The following is a 20,787-nucleotide window of genomic DNA, read 5'->3' as shown; positions in this document are numbered from 1 at the left end:
CTGAAGATTGTAACCCTTCACATCAATCACCAAGCTTATGCCAAATACTATGATAAATCTACCTCCCTTGCCATCTTTTGACCCCATCTCCTATAAAGGCTATCTGACTGAATTAAATGCTCAGATTGATCGTCGTATCACAGATTTGGGATTAGGCGCGCTTGATGTGATTGAGGATTATGTTGCACTGAGAACGCAGGCGATGGATCGGGTGCTTGCTCGTATTTTTGATGAGATGTTGTCTGATGAGCTTGGGCTATTTGCCATCGGTGGATATGGTCGTGGTGAGCTTTTCCTATGCTCTGATGTTGATATTCTGATTCTTGCTGATGACCTTAATTCACACACCAAAGACATTGAGCAGTTCGTGGCAACTCTATGGGACATCGGCATCACCCCCGCCATCAGCGTGCGCGATGTGGCAGATACGGCGATTGCTGTGACCGATCATACGGTTGCGACTGCGCTTTTGGAGGCGCGCCTGATCGCAGGCAACGACGCACTTCGCCATATTCCAACCGAATCGGTAAAAAACGCATGGAGTGCTAAGGCGTTTTTTATCGCCAAAACTGGAGAATCGAAGGCGCGCTACCTTAGTCATAACGCCACCGAATACAACTTAGAGCCAAACATCAAATCCGCCCCAGGAACATTAAGAGACTTGCACATTTTGGTGTGGCTGGCTAAGTTTTATTTTGATGATGTCAAAGAGTTTGGTGATTTATCAGGTGTGGGATTTTTGAGTCAGGATGAGCTAAACGCCCTACAAAATGCCAAAAAATTCCTATGGTGTATTCGTCACCATCTGCACGCACTAACAGGTCGCTGCGAGGATAGGCTGCTGTTTGATCATCAAAAAAACATCGCCAAACGCCTGCACCTAATACAAGATGATGCTGATGCAGACACGCTTACCGCCGCACTTGAAGCGATGATGCGCACCTATTATCGTCACGCGATGCAGGTTGCGGCGCTGTCTGAGATGCTGTGCGCCTACTATAACGAAAGTTATCTTGAGCCTGAATATGAAGCGGTCGAGATCGACGAGGATTTTCTGCAGATCATCCAGAACGAAACCCCCATCGATTCTAGTCTGCATGTGGACGGCGTGGCAGAAGAGGTTCAGATTCGAGATGGTAAAATCACTCGCCAAGATGCTCAGATATTCGCCAAAGACGACGATATTTTTATCAAAAAACCCGAAAATTTATTACGCATTTTTTTGGTCATGGGTCAGCACGGCATCAAAAAAATTGCCGCCAGTACCCTGCGCGCATTATATCTGTCAAGCCATCTGATTGACGATGCTTATCGGGCCAACCTTAAGCATCGTGCGTTATTTTTGGCAAATTTACAAGAAAATAACTACCTGTATCATCGCTTACGCATCATGAAGCGATATGGCATATTGGGAAATTATCTGCCAGCCTTTGGGCAGATCATGGGGCTGATGCAGTACGATCTATTTCATCGTTATACGGTGGATGCGCATACGCTGCTACTGATCCGTATTTTGCACCGCTTTGGCGATACCATGAATGCAGAATACAGTCAAAAATTCGACTTAGTCAGCGAAGTCTATCAAAAAATCAACCGCAAAGATTTGCTGGTCATCGCGGCACTATTCCACGACATCGCCAAAGGGCGGGGCGGAGACCATAGTCAGCTTGGTGCGCAAGACGTGTATGAATTTGGGCGTGCACATGGACTGGATGATGAAGATGTTGAGTTTGTGGCGTGGCTTGTGCGCGAACATCTCACCATGTCGCTAACCGCCCAAAAACAAGATATTTTTGACCCTGAAATCATCGCAAACTTTGCTGAATTTACAGGTACCATCGCACATCTGAATCATCTGTATGTGCTCACCGTTGCTGACATGAACGCCACGAACAGCCAGCTGTGGAATACGTGGCGCGCCAGCCTTTTAAAGCAGCTGTACATCAGCACGCACCGAGTTCTTAGTCTGGGTGCATCTGCTGCTGACTTGAATGCCGTCATCGCCAATCGCAAGGATAAAGCCAAACAGCTACTCACGGCTATCCCTCCTGCTGACATCGATGCGCTATGGCAAGATTTTGGTGATGATTTCTTCTTGAAGCAAAAACACCATGACATCGCATGGCAGACCTCTGAGATACTCGCCAATAAGTCCACATTGGCTGATAACAAGCCAGTCATCGCTCTGCGCGCGCATTCCGACCTTGCGCTGAACGCTGTGCAATTATTCATCTGCACCTACGACCAAGACGACCTGTTCGCCGCGACTGTGGGCGTGCTTGATCACATGGGGCTGTCCGTATTGGATGCGACCATCTTGACCGCTGACATCGATGGCAAGCCTGCGGCGCTAGACTCGTATGTCGTCATCGATCGCTACGCCATCCAAGGTGCTGAACGTGATGACATCTTGACCAATGACATCAGGCGGCAGACACTCACCGCCAGGCTCATGCACGCCTTAAAGAGCGGTGAGAGCCAAATCTCTGCGCGTAATTTCACCCTAGATGGCCAGCTTAAGCACTTCACTGTGCCCACGCAGGTGCAGTTCAGCGAGGCGACTTCGGTGGCGCGCACAGGTCATCACATGATGTCCTTGATCACCAAGGATAGACCGGCGTTATTGGCGCGCCTTGGGCTGATATTTAGCCGTCTGGGCATCGAGGTGCATGGCGCGCGCATCACCACCTTAGGAGAGCGTGCCGAAGACGTGTTTTATTTGAGTGATAAAGACGGTCAAACGCTAAGCGCTGACAAATTAAATACATTAAAAATTGCTGTGATCGAAGCTTTGGCATGATACAATAGTTAGATTTTTGGTTATTTTGTTCAATTTATCATGAAGTTAGCATACATTCCTTGTCTCGTTGCGCTGTGCTGCACGGCTGCGATCGCCCAAGACGCGAAAACCTTCGACCTAACAGAAGAGTTTGTTTCTTGTGAAAGCAGAATCAGCTTGCCAGAAGGTTATCATTTCGCCAAAGAGAGCGAAGACTGCCAATACAACGAAAACCTAACCGTCGTCACCAAAGATGGCAAATATGGCTATGCCAACACCCACGGCAAAATCATCATCGAGCCAATGTTCGATATGGCGGAAAATTTCGATGATGGCATGGCACTCATCAAGCAAGGCAAGCGATACGGCTACATCAATCCCAAGGGCAGAATCGTCATTAAGCCGCAGTTCACTGGCGCTTGGGGGTTTTGGGAAGGTCGAGCCAAGATTGAAAGCAATGGTAAATATGGCTTCATCGACAAAAAAGGTAAAGTTGTCATCAAGCCCATCTATACCGATACAGGCGACTGGTTCGAGGGTGGTCTGGTGCGCATAAAAGTAGATGGCAAATGGGGCTTTATCGATAAGAATGGTCAGCAGGTCATCGGACCAACTTATGATGTCGCTGAAGACTTCTCTGAGGGGTTGGCATCCGTTGGCATCAAAGGCGACGACGGCTATAAGTATGGCTACATCAACCCCAGAGGTGATCTGGTCATCCAAGCCATCTACGACACACCTGCCAACTTTATCGAGGGAATCGCCTACGTCATCCATGATGACCACGCGCATTACATCGACAAAAACGGCAAAGAAGTAGCCTTTCGCCACTGATGAACAAGCAAAACATGGATACAAAATATAACATTGCATGCATTGCGGTTGATGGTGTTATTTGTTACAATGTTGTTATCTAGGGGATGTTCTGGCTTCGACGCTGGTGATGAAACCTAATGATGCACGTCAAGAGCGTATGCCTCTTGTAAATCAACATACATTTAAAATAGTCGCAAACGACGAAACTTACGCACTAGCAGCCTAAGGGCTACTTGGGTCGGCACAGATTGCCTTTGGTCTGGTTGCTCACCCCGATGCGAACGCACAAAGGATAGCATCTGTTAGCGTTGCGATGACAGGTGCGAAACTCTTAGCAAATCGTCCAATCCACCCTGACTGTCGGGTCGGTGCGGATTAAAGCCAAAGACAGACTCTAAGCGTGTAGAGTCATGGGCGTAGTGCTGGCGGACGCGGGTTCAACTCCCGCCATCTCCACCAATTTTACTATAAAAATTTCAAGAAAACCAATCACTTAGGTGACTGGTTTTCTTATTTATCGGGTGTATTATGGACACGATCAGCCAGTGGGTGCTCGCCGTGATGGACAAGTTGGGTCTGTTTGGCGTGACGTTAATGATGTTTTTGGAGAATGTGTTCCCACCCATTCCCAGTGAGCTTATCATGCCTGCTGCTGGCTTTGCTGCTGCCATGGGGCAGATGCATCTCATCGCTGTTATCCTCGCAGGCACGTTGGGGTCGGTGCTAGGTGCGCTGCCTTTGTATTATTTGGGTACGATCTTGGATGAGAATCGCCTATATCGCCTTGCTGAGAAATATGGCAAATATTTTTTGATAAAGCCTGAAGATGTCACCAGCGCACAGCAATGGTTTGATAAATATGGCAAATCTGTCATTTTCTTTGGGCGCATGATCCCTGCGATTCGCTCACTCATCTCCATCCCTGCCGGCATGGCGCGCATGCCAATGTTGTCGTTTTTGATGCTCACCGCCTTAGGTTCTGCAATCTGGACGACGCTGCTGGCGTATGCTGGCTATGTGCTGGGTGCCAATTATGAAGCGGTGGCTACATTCATCGAACCCATCAGTAAAATCGTGGCCATCGTTGTGTTATCAATCGCGGCAATCGTGATAGTTATGCGTGTCAAAAAGGTGTTTTTCGAGAAATAATTTTGAATAAAATTTAGGACAAAATCCGAAAATTTTGTTATAATAGAAAGATTGGAGACGTGGCTGAGTGGTCGAAAGCGCACGCCTGGAAAGTGTGTATACGTTAATAGCGTATCGAGGGTTCGAATCCCTCCGTCTCCGCCAGATTAATAACCCCCTTGAATCATCAAGGGGGTTATTTTATTGGTCGGATATTTATTAAGAGCGACCGATATTTTAATAAGAAACTATTGAAATCCCTCTAAATCCCAGAATTTCATAACTCTTGATCTCCATCAAATCCGACAATCATGCGTGATTTTGCCATAAATACGCCCGGAATGTGGCGATCCCCACCTGCATCTAATAACTTGCTTGCTGTTCATGGTGTTTTAACTATATACTAATAGATTGTACTTTTATATCACTTGATTTGCTGTTATGGCAATCTATCACCAAATGGACAGAGGTGGAATTATCCATGATAAAAGATCTACAACACCAATTTACTCACAACAAATCTACATATCCTGATCAGCTTAATTTGCGCTTACATCGCGCACTAAGTTGGCTACAAAAATCACAAGAGACCCAAGATGACTTAGACATGCAATTCATCAGTCTGTGGATTAGCTTTAATGCCATCTATGCTAAGGAGATGAGTGAGCGCAGCCCCGACAGAACCAATTTCTTGGAATTTTTAAATCTTATTTGTAGATTGGATTTAAAGGATAGCATATACCAAATCATCTGGCAAAAATTCCCTCAAAGTATTCGTGTTATGCTAGACAACCGTTACGTTTTTCAGCCTTTTTGGGATTATCATAATGGTAAGATTAGTGAGGTGGCATGGCTTGAGGATTTTGATAAATCGAACAAAAAAGCCTACCAAGCCTTAGCGGACAAAGATACTCACGCGATACTTATTGTTGTCTTTGATAGGCTTTATACATTGAGAAATCAAATCGTGCACGGAGGTGCAACGTACAACAGTAGAGTCAACCGTAAGCAGCTACAAGATGGCTGTCAGATACTACTGGCCATCATTCCAGCCATTATCCAAATTATTTTGGATAATCCTGCCCACAGCCTAGGCAAACCATTCTACCCTGTGGTGGAGTAAATCTGATTTATTTACACAAGCGTGCAATGAATTGCAAGGCAATAAGTTAAGATCTAAAATTATGCAAAAGGCTATGAATCATGAGCTTTGTTGAAGTTGAACCAACCTTGGAAAATTATTGGCGTGCGATTATTTTATTTGGCAAGAATACGGCATCTTATAAATTTGCACTTGCCAAAAGCTTGATTGATGTTAGCTTAGAGCGCCAATCAGATTTGATAACTCTTGAGGATTTGGCGTTACCTTATGCCATGCATTTGTGTGAACATTTAAAACACAGTCCAAAACAATCCACTGCTAAGAGTGGTAAATTCATTAACGCCTGCTTGGAGTTCAATAGCGGCATCATCAGCGAAGATCAACTTGTCAATATTACAGCAAAAGAGGGCTTTAAATATGTACTTGATGCCTTTCATGTAGTTAATACCAAAGCTGTTAATGAGCGGTTTTTTGATGTTGTTAATGAAGAGTTTTTTATTGATGAAAGAAGATTTAACAAAGGTATTCGTTTGACGGATAATTTATTTGACTTGTTTTATACCGAGGGTACTTTATCAAAAAACCTAACCCAAGAAACGGAATCGCGCTGGAATCTCGTTGAGAAAGCATGGGAATTAAATATTAATAGAAATTTAATTGGGGTTGAATTTGATCAGGATACTAAGCAGTTATTTACCTTTGATGATAAACATCGCAGAATTAGTATTACCAGTTCTCGAGGTGCATTGAACGGCTACCAAAAAAGTCGTTGCTTCTATTGTTTTAAAGAAATCAGCATAACATCGTTTGATGATATGTTGGCAGATGTTGATCACTTTTTTCCTCATGTCTTAAAGCCTCAAGTGGCTGAAGCTGGTTGCTGTCGTCAAGTAAACGTAGATGGTGTTTGGAATTTGGTATTGTCCTGTACGCAGTGCAATCGTGGCGAGCAAGGTAAATTTGAGAAAGTACCTAGCATAAAGTTGTTGGAGCGTTTGCATACACGTAATGAATATTTAATTAGCAGCCATCATCCTCTGCGTGAGACGCTGATGATGCAGACAGGAAAAAACGAGCAAGATCGTAAATATTTTTTAAACAAGTCTTATCGATTTTCCAAAGAGCGTTTAATTCATACATGGGAGCCTAGACAGCAAGGATTGAGTGCTTTTTGATGGATACATTGGATTTTTATCAAACAAATGCCGTAGATTTTTTCAATCAAACCATTGATGTTGATATGCAGAATCTTTATCAGTGTTTTTTTGAGCATCTGCCCAAGAGAGAGCAAATAATACTAGATGTTGGTTGTGGATCAGGGCGAGATAGTGTGTATTTTGCGCGGCTGGGGTTTGATGTAACTGCCATTGATGGTAGTCAAGAACTCATTGAGTTGGCACAGGGATCGGATGCTGTGGTTGATTGGCATGTTTTAAATTTTAAGGATATAAAAAAACAGCCATGGCAAAACAAATTTACAGGTATTTGGGCATGTGCTTCTTTGCTTCATGCACCATTCCGTGATTTGCCGAAATTATTGAACGAGATAGTAGAATGCTTGCAGTTAGGCGGGGTTTTATATGTATCTTTTAAATATGGAGACAGCGAGCGCATCAAAGAAGGAAGGTTTTTTTGCGATTTGAATGAAGAGCGTTGGAAAATTATTGAGAATCAACTAGACAATGTTGATATGCTTGGGCTTTGGCAGACAAAAGATAATCGGGTGGATAGGCAGGAGATTTGGCTCAATGTTATTTTATGTAGAGCCATTTAAAAGCAATGATTTAATAAAAAAGGACAGTCATCATCTGTCCTTTTTACGTCGTGGTTAGCTGTTTAGAAAGCTTAAATCTTCACCTTCTCGCTGAGTGGTGACGATGCAGCCATCATCGGTAACGATGAGCGTGTGCTCCCATTGGGCGGAGAGCTTACGATCCTTAGTGATGGCAGTCCAGCCGTCTTTCATGATTTTGGTTTGCCATACGCCTTGATTGATCATAGGCTCGATGGTGATTGCCATGCCTGTTTTTAGTTGAACGCCGGTGCCTTTTTTGCCGTAGTGTAGTACCTGCGGTTCGCAGTGGAATTCTTTGCCCAGTCCGTGCCCACAGAATTCGCGCACGATGCTAAAGCGTTCAGGCTCGACTACTTCTTGGATGGCGGCACCGATGTCACCAAGATAAGCGCCGTCTTTGACGACTTTCATGCCAGCGTATAAGGCTTTTTGGGCGACGTCGCAGATGCGATTTGCCATTACAGAGCCTTCGCCCACGACCCACATGCGAGAGGTGTCGCCATAATAGCCGTCTTTGATGACGGTAACGTCGATGTTGATGATGTCACCGTCTTTTAGTAGGCGTTCATGGTCGGGAATGCCGTGGCACACGACATGGTTGATCGAGGTGCAGATGGATTTTGGAAAGCCGTGATAGTTTAGGCTGGCGGGCGTGGCATCTTGGACTTCGGTGATGTATTTGTGCGCCAGATCGTCCAATTCGCCCGTGCTAACCCCAACCTTAACATGCTCATCGAGCATCTCTAGAACTTCAGCCGCCAGGCGACCTGCGATTTTCATTTTTTCGATGTCTTCAGCGTTTAGGATGGGAATATTCTTGCTCATGGTATGCCTTCATTGTGATTATATAAAAATAGGTGCTCAATTAATGGCACCTATTTTACTAAAAATCAATCAAATTCGCACGGTTTTTATTCTTCATCAAGCAGATCTTGTTCGCGTGCGGCTTGTAAAATCACGCTTGAGCGGTTGCCAGTGCGGCAAAAGATGTGCAATGGGCGCTCTGTTTGATTATAAAAATCAGCAAATTCTTGAACGTGATTCATGTCTAGCATGCCTGATGAGAAGGCGATTTGCTTATAGATGATGCCGTGTTCAGTGCAGGCAGCTTTGATCTCATCTGAGGTCGGCTGACCTGGCTCTTCGCCATCGGGGCGATTATTAACGATGGTCTTTACGCCTTGTTTGGCAAGCTCCGCCACATCAGCAGGGGTGATTTGACCTGATAGTGTGATGAGAAATTCGGGAGCGACGTCGTGCATGGATGAATCCTTAAAATATTGAATATATGGTGTGACTAGCTTACTCGGTTTTTGTACTTTTGGCAAATTTAATTGGTCAAATATAAGGTTTTGGCGCATCAATGACCATGCAGTCAAGATGTCAAAAATGTTAAACCCCATATCAAGGCTTATGATAAAATTAAAAAACAACAAGCCATCGCAAGCTTATAAGGAATTAGGATGAAGACGTTTTTTAAAGAGCGCTTGACGCAAACCGCCAAAACCGTCAGTGATAAATTCAAAAAAACACCGCAGACACCAGAGTATGACACGCCTTATCCGCATATGTTTGAACCGCTGGATCTTGGGTTTACACGCCTAAAGAACCGCGTGGTCATGGGGTCAATTCATACCGGTCTTGAGGACAGATTTTATCATTATGGTAAACTGGCGGCGTACTTTGAGGCGCGCGCTCGGGGCGGTGTGGGGCTCATGGTCACAGGTGGCATCTCACCCAACCGCGAAGGCTGGCTGACACCTCTGGGCGGCACACTAAACCGCAGCGCTGATATTGTCAATCATGCTCGGGTTACGCGTGCAGTGCATAAGCATGGCGCGAAGATTCTGCTACAGATTCTGCATTCGGGACGTTATGGTTATCATCCTTTTGTGGTGGCGCCCAGCGCGATCAAATCGCCCATCTCGCCATTCAAGCCGCGACAGATGAGCCTTAAGAACATTCAGGCGACGATAGAAGACTTCGCTCATACGGCAGAGTTGGCAAAAAAAGCCGGCTACGATGGCGTAGAGGTGATGGGCTCAGAAGGGTATCTGATCAATCAATTCTTATCAAGTCGAACGAACCACCGAACTGACGAATATGGCGGCAGCCTAGAGAATCGCGCGAGATTTGCCATCGATATCGTCAAGGCGATACGTCAGGCGGTGGGCGATGAATTTATCATCAGCTTTCGGCTGTCGATGGCAGAATTCGTCGAAGATGGCGCGGTGATGGATGAGGTGGTGACTGTCGCCAGATGGCTTGAGCAGGCAGGCGTGACCTTGATTAATACAGGCATCGGCTGGCATGAGGCACGTGTACCGACCATCGTCACCTCTGTACCGCGCGCAAGCTTTGTCAGATTCACCAAGACGATTAAGGATGCGGTGAGCATCCCTGTCATCGCTGCCAACCGAATTAACATGCCTGATACCGCTGAAGAGATTTTGGCGACGGGGCAAGCGGACATGGTGCAGATGGCGCGACCATTCTTGGCGGATAGTGATTGGGTGGAGAAAGCTAAGCAGGGCAAGGCGCATCTGATTAATACCTGCATCGGCTGTAATCAAGCCTGTCTTGATCATACCTTTGAGAATAAGCGAGCAAGCTGCCTGGTGAATCCTTTGGCATGCCATGAGACCGAATACGACATCAAACCCGCCAAAAAACCCAAGCGTGTCGCGGTCGTCGGTGGTGGGGTGGCAGGCATGACCGCAGCGCTTACGGCAGCGCGTCGTGGGCATCATGTCGTGCTGTTCGAGGCAAAGGAAGTGCTGGGCGGTCAGTTTAATTATGCTAAGGTAATCCCGGGTAAAGAAGAGTTCTTTGAGACGATTCGTTATTTTCATGAGCAGCTGGCATTACATCGGGTGGACGTGCACCTAAATACACCCGTAACGCGTCAGATGCTCGATGAGATGGCGTTCGATGATGTCATCGTGGCGACAGGCGTGGTGCCACGTGCGCTGAACATTGATGGGGTGACACTGCCACAAGTCATCAGCTATGGCGAGCTGTTATCAGGGGCTAAGCAGGCAGGCGAGCGCGTGGCGGTGCTGGGCGCAGGCGGTATTGGCTTTGATGTGGCGGAATTCTTGGTGCATGGCTCTGATGTATCGAGCGAGGTCAATTCACGGGATTATCGCCCTGATGCGCAGTCGGCTGATGCATTCTTTCGGCAGTGGGGCGTGGATGGTGATGCCAATTACACCACCAAGGGCGCATTGGTTACGCCAATCCACGCTAGGCCGCATCGCCAAGTATATCTGTTGCAGCGCAGTGAGGGCAAGCTTGGTAAGAGCCTAAATAAGACAACAGGCTGGGTGCATAAGGCTGCCATCAGACAAGCTGGCGTGAAGCAGATTAGCGGCGCATCTTATGAGAGTATTAGTGATGAGGGGCTGTGGATCGCGGTGGGTGGTCAGTCGCAGCTGCTGCGTGTGGATACGGTCGTGGTCTGTATCGGACAAGAATCCGTCAATGAGCTCATGCCGAACGTTGGCGAAGCGCCACGCGCCCAGTATCATGCCATTGGCGGCGCCAAAAAATCTGAACGCCTAGATGCCAAGCGCGCCATCAAAGAAGGCTTTGAAATTGGTCTTTTGGTGTGATTGGTGTTTGGATAGAATAACCACAAAATAAGCCCGATGATGGGCTTATTTTTATCCGTTAATAGGTTGCTATTGCTTGGTTTTGGTGAAATTAGCCAGATCGTAGCCGTTTTGTTTGGCGATGCCAAGATAGCGATCATAGGTGGCAGAATCTAAGGTCTTGTCTCGTGATAAGATCCATAGGTATTTATTATTTGGCGTGCCGACGAGTGCTGATTGGTATTTGCCGTTTTGTTTTTCGCCCAATGCCAGCACCCAGTAGTCAGCCTGTCCAAAGGGGAGTTTCTTTAGGATAGACGGCAAAAATGACACCTTTAATTTGCTGTTGGTCTGATCGGTGGCATAAGCTTCGCCGGTCACGTCAGTCATTTTACCTGATTGAGTTTTACATTCGTTTTTGACGCTGATTTTGCCGTTGGATTTTAGGGTATAGGTGGCTTTGACGTCAGAGGCGCATTTATTTTGAAATGACATTGGCAATCGTCCAATCTCATACCATGTGCCAAGATAGCTGTTCAAATCCACCTGCGGCACGGTGGTGGGTGCGGCGTGAACGATGCTGCCGAATGCTAGGGTGGTGGCGAGAAGATATTTTTTCATGATATGTCCTTGTGTGGTGTTGGGTGGAATGATTGGCAATAGGTTTTGTTCTGATTTATATTAAACGACATCCGAGCAATTCATCAAAGATCGCTCACTTCTAATGTACCGCATCACCGCCAAAAAAGATGTGCAGAATTTGTATCCGTATGTGCCTAATCTTTCGGATTATTAGCTAAACCCAATAAAAAAGCCACACCGGATTCGGTATGGCTTTTTTGGATTGAGCTTAGTGATTAAGCCTTGTTGATTTTTTGCATAGCTTTTTCGTATAGGTCGCCGAATTTTTCTTTGGCGGTGTGTACGAATTCATGATCGGCTTGCTCGTCGATCATTGAGCTGATTTTGGTGAACAGCTCTTTGGTTTTTGATTTTTGGTATACAGGTAGGCGTTTACATACTTCTGCAACTTTTTCACGAACTTCTGCCAATACTTTCTCGTCGCCTTTGGCATCTAGGATGTCACAGATCCAGCCTGCCAGCTCAACGCACTCAGCTTCTTTGAAGCCGCGCGAAGTAACAGCAGGCGTGCCTAGACGGATACCTGAGGTCACGAATGGTGATTTAGGATCGTTTGGTACAGAGTTTTTGTTCACGGTGATGTGAGCGTCGCCAAGCCATTTATCCGCTTCTTTACCTGTGATGCCTTGCTTGATTAGGCTGATCAGCATTAGGTGGTTTTGGGTGCCGCCTGATACCACGTCATAGCCGCGATCGATGATGGTCTGTGCCATAGCCTGTGCGTTTTTGACGACTTGTTGTTGGTATTCTTTGAACTCTGGTGACATCGCTTCTTTAAAGCAGACAGCTTTTGCGGCGATGGCGTGCATGAGCGGCCCGCCTTGTGAGCCAGGGAATACCGCTGAGTTTAGTTTCTTTTCGATTTCTTCGTTGGCTTTGGCTAGGATCAGACCTGAGCGTGGACCACGTAGGGTCTTATGAGTTGTGGTGGTGGTAACGTCAGCGATTTGAACAGGGCTTGGATACACACCAGCGGCTACCAGACCTGCCACGTGCGCCATGTCAACGAATAGGTATGCGCCCACTTCGTCTGCGATGTCGCGGAATTTTTGCCAATCCATGACTTGCGAATAAGCTGAGAAGCCTGCGATGATCATCTTTGGCTTATGCTCACGAGCCAGGCGTGCTACTTCATCATAATCGATCAAGCCATTATCATCGATGCCGTAATGTACCGCGTTATAGGTCTTGCCTGAGAATGAGACGCTGGCACCGTGAGTTAGGTGACCACCGTGAGCAAGGCTCATGCCAAGAACGGTATCGCCTGCTTCTAGTAGCGCAAGATATACCGCAGCGTTCGCGCTAGAGCCTGCGTGAGGCTGTACGTTCGCGTAGTCTGCACCGAACAGCTCTTTGGCGCGGTCGATGGCGATCTGCTCGATCACGTCCACGTGTTCACATCCGCCGTAGTAGCGCTTGCCTGGGTAGCCTTCGGCGTATTTGTTGGTCAGTGATGAACCTTGAGCTTCCATAACGGCAGGAGAGCAGTAGTTTTCTGATGCGATCAGCTCAATGTGATCTTCTTGGCGCTGACTTTCAGCATCGATGGCAGCGGCAAGTTCTGGGTCGTAAGCGTGTAGCGAGATGTCTTTAAACATGGATATACCTTTTAAAGTGTGGGGAATAAAAAATCCCCATTAGTGTATCATAATTTGCCAGAAATAACACAGCCGTTTACTGCTTTTGGGTATCAATCTGGCGATAAAATTCACGCCGTATTGGCGATATCAGCATCATAAGATTGTACATTGGCAAGTAATAAATGGGCTTTGTGTTTTTATTGATGAAATGCGTCCAAAAAACGCTCTTCGATTAATAGCTTTCGACCATGCCAGTCATAGACGGTTGCCCGACCATATTGCCCATCATGGCAAAAAATATGCCGATCATAGGGTAGTTTGCGGTTCTTTTTGAACATCACATAGCCGATGGGGGTACGCTTTAGGTGGCGCAGGCGCTTAGCATCACCTGTCAGGCTACCCACAGGAAAGACGCTCTTGGCGCGCACCCATGCAGATTTGTCGCTGCCGAATAACAGCACTTCGCGCACCCAAGCCAAGGCGGGGCGGTGAGAAGGGAGGTTTAGTAGATTTTTATGATATAAATCAATGGCTTGATAGCCTTCTTTGATGACTTGCACACGCAAAGACTGCCCTGACCTTGCTTCTAGCAGGGCGGTCAATGAACCTTTAGCGGTCAAATAAGGCATCAAATAATCTGGCGGATTCATTTATAAAACAGATCAAAAATATGCCAAAATTCTAGCATAAAAGTGGATTTTTTGGCAGAAATAGCGATTTTTTAAGATAAATTGTTACAAAATTGGGTTAATTTGAAGTTAATTTCTTAAAATTTTTGGGGAATATTTTGGTGGCTTTTGTGGGATTTCATATAACTGACACATGAGAAATTTTTATAAATATTATTAATTTTCAGGCAGTTAGACAAAAATATGATTGAATAATCATCATTTGATGTAATGAAAATTGGTCTATCATTTATTTTTAAAATACCGAACATTATGGTCGCCTATTGGATAAACGCAAAACTTTTGGGTATTCTGTATCTCAAGAATCGCAGGCAACTAATTACCCATCGGTATAGGCAGTGATTTGGTTAGTGCAGCGGGCGCTGTACTGATGACAATCCACCATGGAATCTAGGAGACTATCATGACTTATCAATCAGCTTTAGAACACGTTCGCAGTGTTAAAGAAAAATTGGGTGGCACTTGGGACGCTATCCGTCCAGAAGACGCTGCTCGTATGATTGTTCAAAACCGCTTCAAAACAGGTCTTGACATTGCTAAATACACTGCTGCCATCATGCGTAAAGACATGGCAGAGTACGATGCTGACAACAGCAAATACACTCAATCACTAGGCTGCTGGCACGGTTTCATCGCTCAGCAAAAAATGATTGCTAACAAAAAATACTTCGGCACTACTAACAAGCGTTACATCTACCTATCAGGCTGGATGGTTGCTGCACTTCGTTCAGAATTCGGTCCACTACCTGACCAATCTATGCACGAAAAAACCGCTGTTCCTAAGCTAATCGAAGAGATCTACACTTTCCTACGTCAAGCTGACGCAAAAGAACTAAACGATCTATTCCGCGCACTTCAAAAAGCTGAAGAAGCTGGTGACAGCGCAAAAGTTAAAGAAATCGAAAGCCAAATCGACAACTTCGAAACTCACGTTGTACCAATCATCGCTGACATCGACGCAGGTTTTGGTAACGAAGAAGCGACTTACCTACTAACCAAGCAAATGATCGAAGCGGGTGCATGTGCAATCCAAATCGAAAACCAAGTATCTGACGCTAAGCAGTGTGGTCACCAAGCTGGTAAAGTAACTGTGCCACACGAAGACTTCCTAGCTAAGATCAACGCAGTACGTTACGCGTTCCTAGAACTAGGCGTTGACGAAGGTGTTATCGTAGCACGTACTGACTCAGAAGGTGCTGACCTAACTCAAAAAATCCCAGTATCTCGTGAGCCAGGCGACCTAGCTTCTAAGTACATCAGCTACCTAGAAACTACTGAAATCGACATCGCTGATGCGAAAGAAGACGAAATCCTAATCAAGCGTGACGGCAAGCTACACCGCCCAACTCGCCTAGCCTCTGGTCTATATCAGTTCCGCGAAGGTACTCAGCACGACCGCGTTGTACTTGACTGCGTAACTTCGCTACAAAACGGCGCTGACATGATCTGGATCGAAACTCCAACGCCAGACGTAGCGGGTATCGCAAGCTTCGTAAACGACATCAAAAAACAAGTTCCAGATGCAAAATTGGTGTACAACAACTCACCATCATTCAACTGGACCATCAATTTCCGTCAACAAGCGTACGATCGCTGGGTTGCTGAAGGTAAAGATGTATCAGGCTACGACCGTGCTAAGCTAATGGACGCACAGTACGACGATTCAGAGTTAGCTCGTGACGCTGACGAAAAAATCCGTACTTTCCAAGCAGACGCAGCTCGTGAAGCAGGTGTATTCCACCACCTAATCACACTACCAACTTACCACACTGCAGCTCTATCTACTCACGAGCTAGCACAAGGTTACTTCGGTGATGAAGGCATGTTGGCATACGTAGCAGGCGTACAACGTAAAGAAATCCGCGGCGGTATCGCTTGCGTGAAACACCAAGCAATGGCTGGTTCTGACATGGGCGACGACCACAAAGAGATCTTCTCTGGTGGGAATGCTCTTAAAGCTGGCGATGCGAGCAAGAACACCATGAGCCAATTTGGCGGCTAATCATTCGCTGTCTAAATGACTAATCCAAACGGTGTTCTGCTGTCAAGGTAGAACACCGTTTTTGTTTAAATTTTGATTTTAAGGATAAAATTATGGCTACTACTCGTATTACCAAAGGCGCTCTTGCCATCGATAAGATTTTATTTGATTTTATTGAGAATGAGGCTTTGCCAGCTGCTAAGCTTGACAGCGACACTTATTGGAAAAACTTTGAACAAGTTGTTCTTGACCTAACCCCAAAAAACAAAGCACTACTTGCTCGCCGTGAAGAGCTACAAGCCAAGATCGATGACTGGCACAAGAACAATGCCTATGAGCTTGGTGCCTATAAGAATTTCTTGACTGAGATTGGTTATCTTGAGCCTGAAGTTGCTGACTTTGAGATCACCACGCAGAATGTCGATGATGAGATTGCGACCATCGCAGGCGCTCAGCTTGTTGTGCCTGTGCGTAACGCGCGTTATGCACTGAACGCCGCTAACGCTCGTTGGGGCAGCTTGTATGATGCTCTGTATGGTTTTGACGTGATCTCAGAAGAAAATGGTGCAGAAAAAGGCAAAGGCTACAACCCTGTGCGCGGCGCCAAAGTCGTTGAATTCGCTAAGAATTTCCTAGATGAGACATTCCCACTACAAAGCGGCTCACACGCAGATGCGACCGCTTACACCATCAAAGATGGTCAGCTATCAGTATCATTAGGCGATACCGAGACCACATTAAAAGACAATAAACTTGCTGGTTTTAATGGCGCGACTGACAAGCCAACCGAAATTATCCTAAAAAATAACGGCCTACACGTCATCATCCAAATCGATCCAAATAGCCCGATCGGTAAAGACGACAAAGCAGGTGTTAAGGATGTCGTTCTAGAATCAGCCGTTACCACGATTCAGGACTTAGAAGACTCAGTTGCCGCTGTCGATGCTGAAGAGAAAGTAGAAGGCTATCGCAACTGGCTAGGTCTAATGAAGGGTGATCTATCTGAAACGCTAGAAAAAAATGGCAAAACCATCACTCGTACACTAAACGCTGATCGCACTTATACTGATCTGGCGGGCAATACCCAAACGCTACATGGTCGTTCGGTCATGTTGCTTCGTAACGTGGGTCATCTGATGACGAACCCTGCGATTTTGGTGAATGGCGAAGAGATTTTTGAGGGCATCATGGATGCGCTTGTCACGCCAATGCTGACCGCAGTGGACATCCGCGGTGAGAACACGCTGCGTAACTCTCGTACAGGTTCCATGTACATCGTGAAGCCAAAAATGCATGGCTCTGACGAAGTGGCATTCGCAGTAGAGCTGTTCGAGCGTGCCGAACAAGCGATCGGTCTGCCTAAGAACAGCCTAAAAATGGGCATTATGGACGAAGAGCGTAGAACTTCTGCCAACCTTAAAAACTGTATCGAAAAAGCCAAAGAACGCACCATCTTTATTAACACAGGCTTCATGGATAGAACGGGTGATGAGATTCACACTGCCATGCATGCAGGTGCATTCGTACGTAAAGGCGATGTGAAAGGTCAAACTTGGTTCGGTGCATACGAAGAGCGCAACGTGTCTATCGGTCTAAAAGCAGGACTTCGTGGCAAGGCGCAAATCGGTAAAGGCATGTGGCCAAAACCTGACGAACTGGCTGACATGTACCGCGCTAAGATTGAACACCCACAAGCTGGCGCGAACTGTGCTTGGGTACCATCACCTAGCGGTGCGGTAATCCATGCTATCCATTACCATCAGTGTAATGTTATGAATCGTCAAGAAGAGCTTGCCAAGCTTGCCACGCCAAGCCTAGATGATCTTCTGACCATTCCACTTGCCACCGATACGAACTGGACAGCAGACGAGAAGCGTCGTGAACTTGAGAACAACTGCCAAGGCATCTTGGGCTACGTTGTTCGCTGGGTTGATTTGGGTGTGGGCTGTTCAAAAGTGCCTGACATCAATGACGTTGGTCTGATGGAAGACCGCGCGACCTTGCGTATCTCATCGCAGCACGTTGCCAACTGGTTGGCTCACGGTGTCGTAACATCTGATGAGGTGATGGAAGTGCTAAAACGCATGGCGAAAGTTGTGGATGAGCAAAACGCAAGCGATCCTGCGTATCGTCCGATGGCAGATGATTTTGATAATAACATCGCCTTTAATGCTGCTGCTGATTTAATCTTCAAAGGCGCGACTCAGCCGTCTGGCTACACTGAGCCACTGCTGCATCAAGCACGATTAAAACTAAAAGGCTATCAAGGCGATTGATAGGCTGATAATGCTTAAACAAAAACCCCAAATTAGTTTGGGGTTTTTGGGTTTTTTGGTAAATGATAGCTGCCACAGACAGTAGGGTGCGTAGTACGCACCAATAAGATTTTTCACTTAAAAGGTGCGTGGTACGCACCCTACCACTGGTACTACCCACATGATAGGTGTGAAAGTCATCTACTTCGATATTATAAACGGTGTCAGTGTGGTTGGGTAGTACAAACTGGCTTAGGACTCATATCGCTACTTTAGATAAATTTCAACATCATCCTGAAAGTCAGATATTGCACCACTATACAAAACATCATTATTTAGATTGTTTATATAGGAAATTATATCATCATTTATATAACCATCTATTCTTACCATATGACCACATGCTTTTATACAGGCATTTTTTATAAAATTATTTTGACAGTTTTTTAAAACATCTCCAATAAAATAATGCAATCCATCTCTATCTTTGCAAGATAAAGATGCAGCAATGATACCTTCAATTGCTTCTTTAGTCTTATTTGTTTCTATGTATTTTTTTAACTCATTAAAATCGACTTTTTGAGGTGGTTGATAAATATTACTCATTTTATTTTACCCTTTTTATTTGATAATCCATTATTAATCAGTTCCGTAGGGTGCGTACCACGCACCTTTTAAATAAAAAAGCACATTGGTGCGTAATACATACTCTACCTAGCAAAATCATGGTTTTATTGGGTTTGTCAAAAACCCAAATCACAACCTTGCCAACCACAAATTCACCCCAAAACCAATAAACAAACACCCCACGCTAAACATGGCGAGCGTCATGATGAGTGGGCGAGAGCCAAAGACATCGGCAAGTTTTTTGCCGCTAAATACCAAAAGTAACAAATACAAAAAGCTGACAATTTGCAAAATCACCGCCAGCATAAAAAACGTCAAAAAAGGCTTATCATAAGTCGGGCTGACAAATTGCACAAAAAACGACAAAAAAAATAAAATCGCCTTAGGGTTGGTCAGGCTTAGCGATAGTGAGCGGCAGAAGTAGTTTTGATTTGCTACTTTTGGTGGATTAAATCTTTGATTGGCGATTAGATGCCTGTTCTTAAATGTGTGATAAGCCCCGATGATCAGGCGTATCCCAAGGTATGCCAAATAACAGCCGCCAATAAGCTTGATGACATCAAACACGCTGGGATTGAGCTTTAGTAGTGTTCCCGCTCCGAACACGGTCGCCAGTATCAGTATCGTATCACCCACTAAGATTCCTGCCATGGCCTGTCCGCCGGCTCTTTTGCCACGAGATGCTGCCACCGATAGGCAGTATAGGCTGTTGGGGCCAGGCAAGGTAATGATGATAATCACGCCGATGAGATAAGCGGTCAGGTCTGTGATGCCGAACATGGATTTTCCGTTTAGTTGAAGTATGCTTCGAGAGCAGGAACGATTTGTTTTTTGCGGCTGACGATGCCTGTTAGGCTAAACAGACCGTCTTGGGCGGTAGCACCAAATGCCTTGGATAAGATGGTGTTTTGAGCATTATCATAGGCGATGGCATAGCCTGTGCGCTGTGCGATGTCCACGATGGCGATCATCAGATGGTCAAGTTGCTTTTCTTGTTTTAGGATTTGGGCGGTCGTGATGAGATCATCCATTCGTCCGATGATCTGAGGCAGATTCATGGTCTCGATTCCTGCGATGCCCCATTTGCTCGTACCGAATTGATATTCTTTATAATCCATGAGCAGGATGTCGCGGGCAGACAAGTGGCTGACATCACTCTTTGCTAAGAACATGGCTTGGGCGAAATCATCCTTTTGCGATTCGCTCATGTTGGCGATAGCAAGTAGCTTTGTGACCACCATGCGATCATCATCGGTGGTGGTGGGGCTGTTTAAGTTTAGGGTGTCTGATAGAATCGCAGACAGCATGAATGTCGCCAGCAAGGGCGTGATGGTAATGGAATTTTGAATGAACATCTCATACAGGATCGTGCAGGTGCAGCCCACAGGATAGATGCGAACGTAGGCGGGTATGGGTGTTGATATGCCAAGCTTGTGATGATCGATGATGTATCTGACATCAAAGTCTGCCAAATTCGTAATCGATTGAGCGGGCTCATTATGGTCGGTCAAGCCAACCAAGTCGCCCGGGCTTAATGTGTTTAGCGGTTGATTGGGATCTAAGTAAGGCAAAATCTCAGGTGTCAAACCGTCCAATTCGTCAGAATAATGCTGCCAAAGATAATCCAGTACGAACTTCGTCTCAAGGTTTGGCGCGCCAAGTCGATAGGGCGTGGCGGCGATGTTCTGAGCGTTTAGCCAATGAGCGAACGCGAACGCGGAGGCGAACGCATCGGTGTCAGGAGAAGTATGACCAAAAATATGATGCATGATGAACCCTTGTGAATTCGTACTGTAATTG

Annotated in this window: 17 protein-coding genes, 1 tRNA gene and 1 other RNA gene; 11 read left to right on the top strand and 8 right to left on the bottom strand. The window is 45.9% G+C overall.

What is annotated here, in order from left to right:
• Window positions 1-49 precede the first annotated feature (49 nt).
• The 8 genes from glnD to GY683_RS03090 all read left to right on the top strand — a co-directional run bounded on the left by glnD (window position 50) and on the right by GY683_RS03090 (window position 7,599).
• Complete coding sequence (gene glnD, locus GY683_RS03125; RefSeq protein WP_297287354.1) at window positions 50-2,800, top strand: [protein-PII] uridylyltransferase; 2,751 nt, start codon at window positions 50-52, stop codon at window positions 2,798-2,800.
• Window positions 2,801-2,839: 39 nt separating this feature from the next.
• Window positions 2,840-3,613 carry a WG repeat-containing protein gene (locus GY683_RS03120; RefSeq protein WP_297287353.1) on the top strand — a complete coding sequence of 258 codons (774 nt, stop codon included), beginning with the start codon at window positions 2,840-2,842 and terminating at the stop codon, window positions 3,611-3,613.
• 82 nt (window positions 3,614-3,695) lie between these two features.
• Window positions 3,696-4,054, top strand: a transfer-messenger RNA (tmRNA) gene (gene ssrA, locus GY683_RS03115).
• 69 nt (window positions 4,055-4,123) lie between these two features.
• The gene (locus GY683_RS03110; RefSeq protein ID WP_297287352.1) at window positions 4,124-4,744 is read left to right on the top strand and encodes a DedA family protein; all 621 of its coding nucleotides are present in this window, start codon (window positions 4,124-4,126) and stop codon (window positions 4,742-4,744) included.
• A 53-nt stretch (window positions 4,745-4,797) separates the two neighbouring features.
• Window positions 4,798-4,888: transfer RNA gene (locus tag GY683_RS03105), tRNA-Ser, on the top strand.
• Between the two features lie 316 nt (window positions 4,889-5,204).
• Window positions 5,205-5,846, top strand: a complete 642-nt coding sequence (locus GY683_RS03100; RefSeq protein ID WP_297287351.1) for a HEPN domain-containing protein — start codon at window positions 5,205-5,207, stop codon at window positions 5,844-5,846.
• Between the two features lie 80 nt (window positions 5,847-5,926).
• On the top strand, window positions 5,927-7,000 hold the full coding sequence (locus GY683_RS03095) for an HNH endonuclease domain-containing protein (RefSeq protein WP_297287350.1): 1,074 nt from the start codon (window positions 5,927-5,929) through the stop codon (window positions 6,998-7,000).
• Window positions 7,000-7,599 carry a bifunctional 2-polyprenyl-6-hydroxyphenol methylase/3-demethylubiquinol 3-O-methyltransferase UbiG gene (locus GY683_RS03090; RefSeq protein WP_297287349.1) on the top strand — a complete coding sequence of 200 codons (600 nt, stop codon included), beginning with the start codon at window positions 7,000-7,002 and terminating at the stop codon, window positions 7,597-7,599. The genes GY683_RS03095 and GY683_RS03090 overlap by 1 nt, the downstream gene beginning before the upstream one ends.
• Before the next feature lie 54 nt (window positions 7,600-7,653).
• Here the strand turns inward: GY683_RS03090 and map are convergent, their stop codons facing one another.
• The gene (gene map / locus GY683_RS03085) at window positions 7,654-8,445 is read right to left on the bottom strand and encodes a type I methionyl aminopeptidase (RefSeq protein WP_297287348.1); all 792 of its coding nucleotides are present in this window, start codon (window positions 8,443-8,445) and stop codon (window positions 7,654-7,656) included.
• Window positions 8,446-8,531: 86 nt separating this feature from the next.
• Window positions 8,532-8,882, bottom strand: coding sequence for a sulfur transferase domain-containing protein (locus GY683_RS03080; RefSeq protein WP_297287347.1), 351 nt, complete (start codon window positions 8,880-8,882; stop codon window positions 8,532-8,534).
• 306 nt (window positions 8,883-9,188) lie between these two features.
• Between GY683_RS03080 and GY683_RS03075 the strand changes: the two genes are divergently transcribed.
• A complete protein-coding gene (locus GY683_RS03075) occupies window positions 9,189-11,234 on the top strand; it encodes an FAD-dependent oxidoreductase (protein ID WP_297287358.1) in 2,046 nt (681 codons plus the stop codon).
• Window positions 11,235-11,303: 69 nt separating this feature from the next.
• On the opposite strand, the gene GY683_RS03070 is transcribed toward GY683_RS03075, so the two are convergent.
• The 3 genes from GY683_RS03070 to GY683_RS03060 form a co-directional block, all read right to left on the bottom strand.
• Window positions 11,304-11,834, bottom strand: a complete 531-nt coding sequence (locus tag GY683_RS03070; RefSeq protein WP_297287346.1) for a lipocalin family protein — start codon at window positions 11,832-11,834, stop codon at window positions 11,304-11,306.
• Between the two features lie 236 nt (window positions 11,835-12,070).
• Entirely contained in the window at window positions 12,071-13,453 is a 1,383-nt protein-coding gene (gene glyA / locus GY683_RS03065) for a serine hydroxymethyltransferase (RefSeq protein WP_297287345.1), read from the bottom strand.
• Between the two features lie 179 nt (window positions 13,454-13,632).
• A complete protein-coding gene (locus GY683_RS03060) occupies window positions 13,633-14,085 on the bottom strand; it encodes a chorismate lyase (RefSeq protein ID WP_297287344.1) in 453 nt (150 codons plus the stop codon).
• A gap of 439 nt (window positions 14,086-14,524) precedes the next feature.
• On the opposite strand from GY683_RS03060, the gene GY683_RS03055 reads away from it, so the two are divergent.
• Both GY683_RS03055 and GY683_RS03050 read left to right on the top strand, forming a co-directional pair.
• Window positions 14,525-16,126, top strand: coding sequence for an isocitrate lyase (locus GY683_RS03055; RefSeq protein WP_297287357.1), 1,602 nt, complete (start codon window positions 14,525-14,527; stop codon window positions 16,124-16,126).
• A 92-nt stretch (window positions 16,127-16,218) separates the two neighbouring features.
• The gene (locus tag GY683_RS03050; protein ID WP_297287343.1) at window positions 16,219-18,381 is read left to right on the top strand and encodes a malate synthase G; all 2,163 of its coding nucleotides are present in this window, start codon (window positions 16,219-16,221) and stop codon (window positions 18,379-18,381) included.
• 246 nt (window positions 18,382-18,627) lie between these two features.
• On the opposite strand, the gene GY683_RS03045 is transcribed toward GY683_RS03050, so the two are convergent.
• The 3 genes from GY683_RS03045 to GY683_RS03035 form a co-directional block, all read right to left on the bottom strand.
• A complete protein-coding gene (locus tag GY683_RS03045; protein ID WP_297287342.1) occupies window positions 18,628-18,966 on the bottom strand; it encodes a hypothetical protein in 339 nt (112 codons plus the stop codon).
• A 150-nt stretch (window positions 18,967-19,116) separates the two neighbouring features.
• Entirely contained in the window at window positions 19,117-19,767 is a 651-nt protein-coding gene (gene leuE / locus GY683_RS03040) for a leucine efflux protein LeuE (protein WP_297287341.1), read from the bottom strand.
• 11 nt (window positions 19,768-19,778) lie between these two features.
• On the bottom strand, window positions 19,779-20,756 hold the full coding sequence (locus tag GY683_RS03035) for a manganese-dependent inorganic pyrophosphatase (RefSeq protein ID WP_297287356.1): 978 nt from the start codon (window positions 20,754-20,756) through the stop codon (window positions 19,779-19,781).
• Window positions 20,757-20,787 lie beyond the last annotated feature (31 nt).

Source organism: Moraxella sp., assembly GCF_024227015.1.
Lineage (GTDB): Bacteria > Pseudomonadota > Gammaproteobacteria > Pseudomonadales > Moraxellaceae > Moraxella.
Note: the sequence above shows the minus strand (reverse complement) of the source record. Positions and strands in the feature narration are given on the sequence as shown.

Coding starts and splice junctions, on each gene's coding strand:
- GY683_RS03070 (WP_297287346.1), bottom strand. CDS start 11,834: ATGAAAAAATATCTTCTCGCCACCACCCTAGCATTCGGCAGCATCGTT.
- GY683_RS03075 (WP_297287358.1), top strand. CDS start 9,189: ATGTTTGAACCGCTGGATCTTGGGTTTACACGCCTAAAGAACCGCGTG.
- GY683_RS03120 (WP_297287353.1), top strand. CDS start 2,840: ATGAAGTTAGCATACATTCCTTGTCTCGTTGCGCTGTGCTGCACGGCT.
- GY683_RS03095 (WP_297287350.1), top strand. CDS start 5,927: ATGAGCTTTGTTGAAGTTGAACCAACCTTGGAAAATTATTGGCGTGCG.
- GY683_RS03090 (WP_297287349.1), top strand. CDS start 7,000: ATGGATACATTGGATTTTTATCAAACAAATGCCGTAGATTTTTTCAAT.
- GY683_RS03045 (WP_297287342.1), bottom strand. CDS start 18,966: ATGAGTAATATTTATCAACCACCTCAAAAAGTCGATTTTAATGAGTTA.
- map (WP_297287348.1), bottom strand. CDS start 8,445: ATGAGCAAGAATATTCCCATCCTAAACGCTGAAGACATCGAAAAAATG.
- GY683_RS03035 (WP_297287356.1), bottom strand. CDS start 20,756: ATGCATCATATTTTTGGTCATACTTCTCCTGACACCGATGCGTTCGCC.
- GY683_RS03080 (WP_297287347.1), bottom strand. CDS start 8,882: ATGCACGACGTCGCTCCCGAATTTCTCATCACACTATCAGGTCAAATC.
- GY683_RS03060 (WP_297287344.1), bottom strand. CDS start 14,085: ATGAATCCGCCAGATTATTTGATGCCTTATTTGACCGCTAAAGGTTCA.
- leuE (WP_297287341.1), bottom strand. CDS start 19,767: ATGTTCGGCATCACAGACCTGACCGCTTATCTCATCGGCGTGATTATC.
- GY683_RS03100 (WP_297287351.1), top strand. CDS start 5,205: ATGATAAAAGATCTACAACACCAATTTACTCACAACAAATCTACATAT.
- glyA (WP_297287345.1), bottom strand. CDS start 13,453: ATGTTTAAAGACATCTCGCTACACGCTTACGACCCAGAACTTGCCGCT.
- GY683_RS03050 (WP_297287343.1), top strand. CDS start 16,219: ATGGCTACTACTCGTATTACCAAAGGCGCTCTTGCCATCGATAAGATT.
- glnD (WP_297287354.1), top strand. CDS start 50: ATGATAAATCTACCTCCCTTGCCATCTTTTGACCCCATCTCCTATAAA.
- GY683_RS03110 (WP_297287352.1), top strand. CDS start 4,124: ATGGACACGATCAGCCAGTGGGTGCTCGCCGTGATGGACAAGTTGGGT.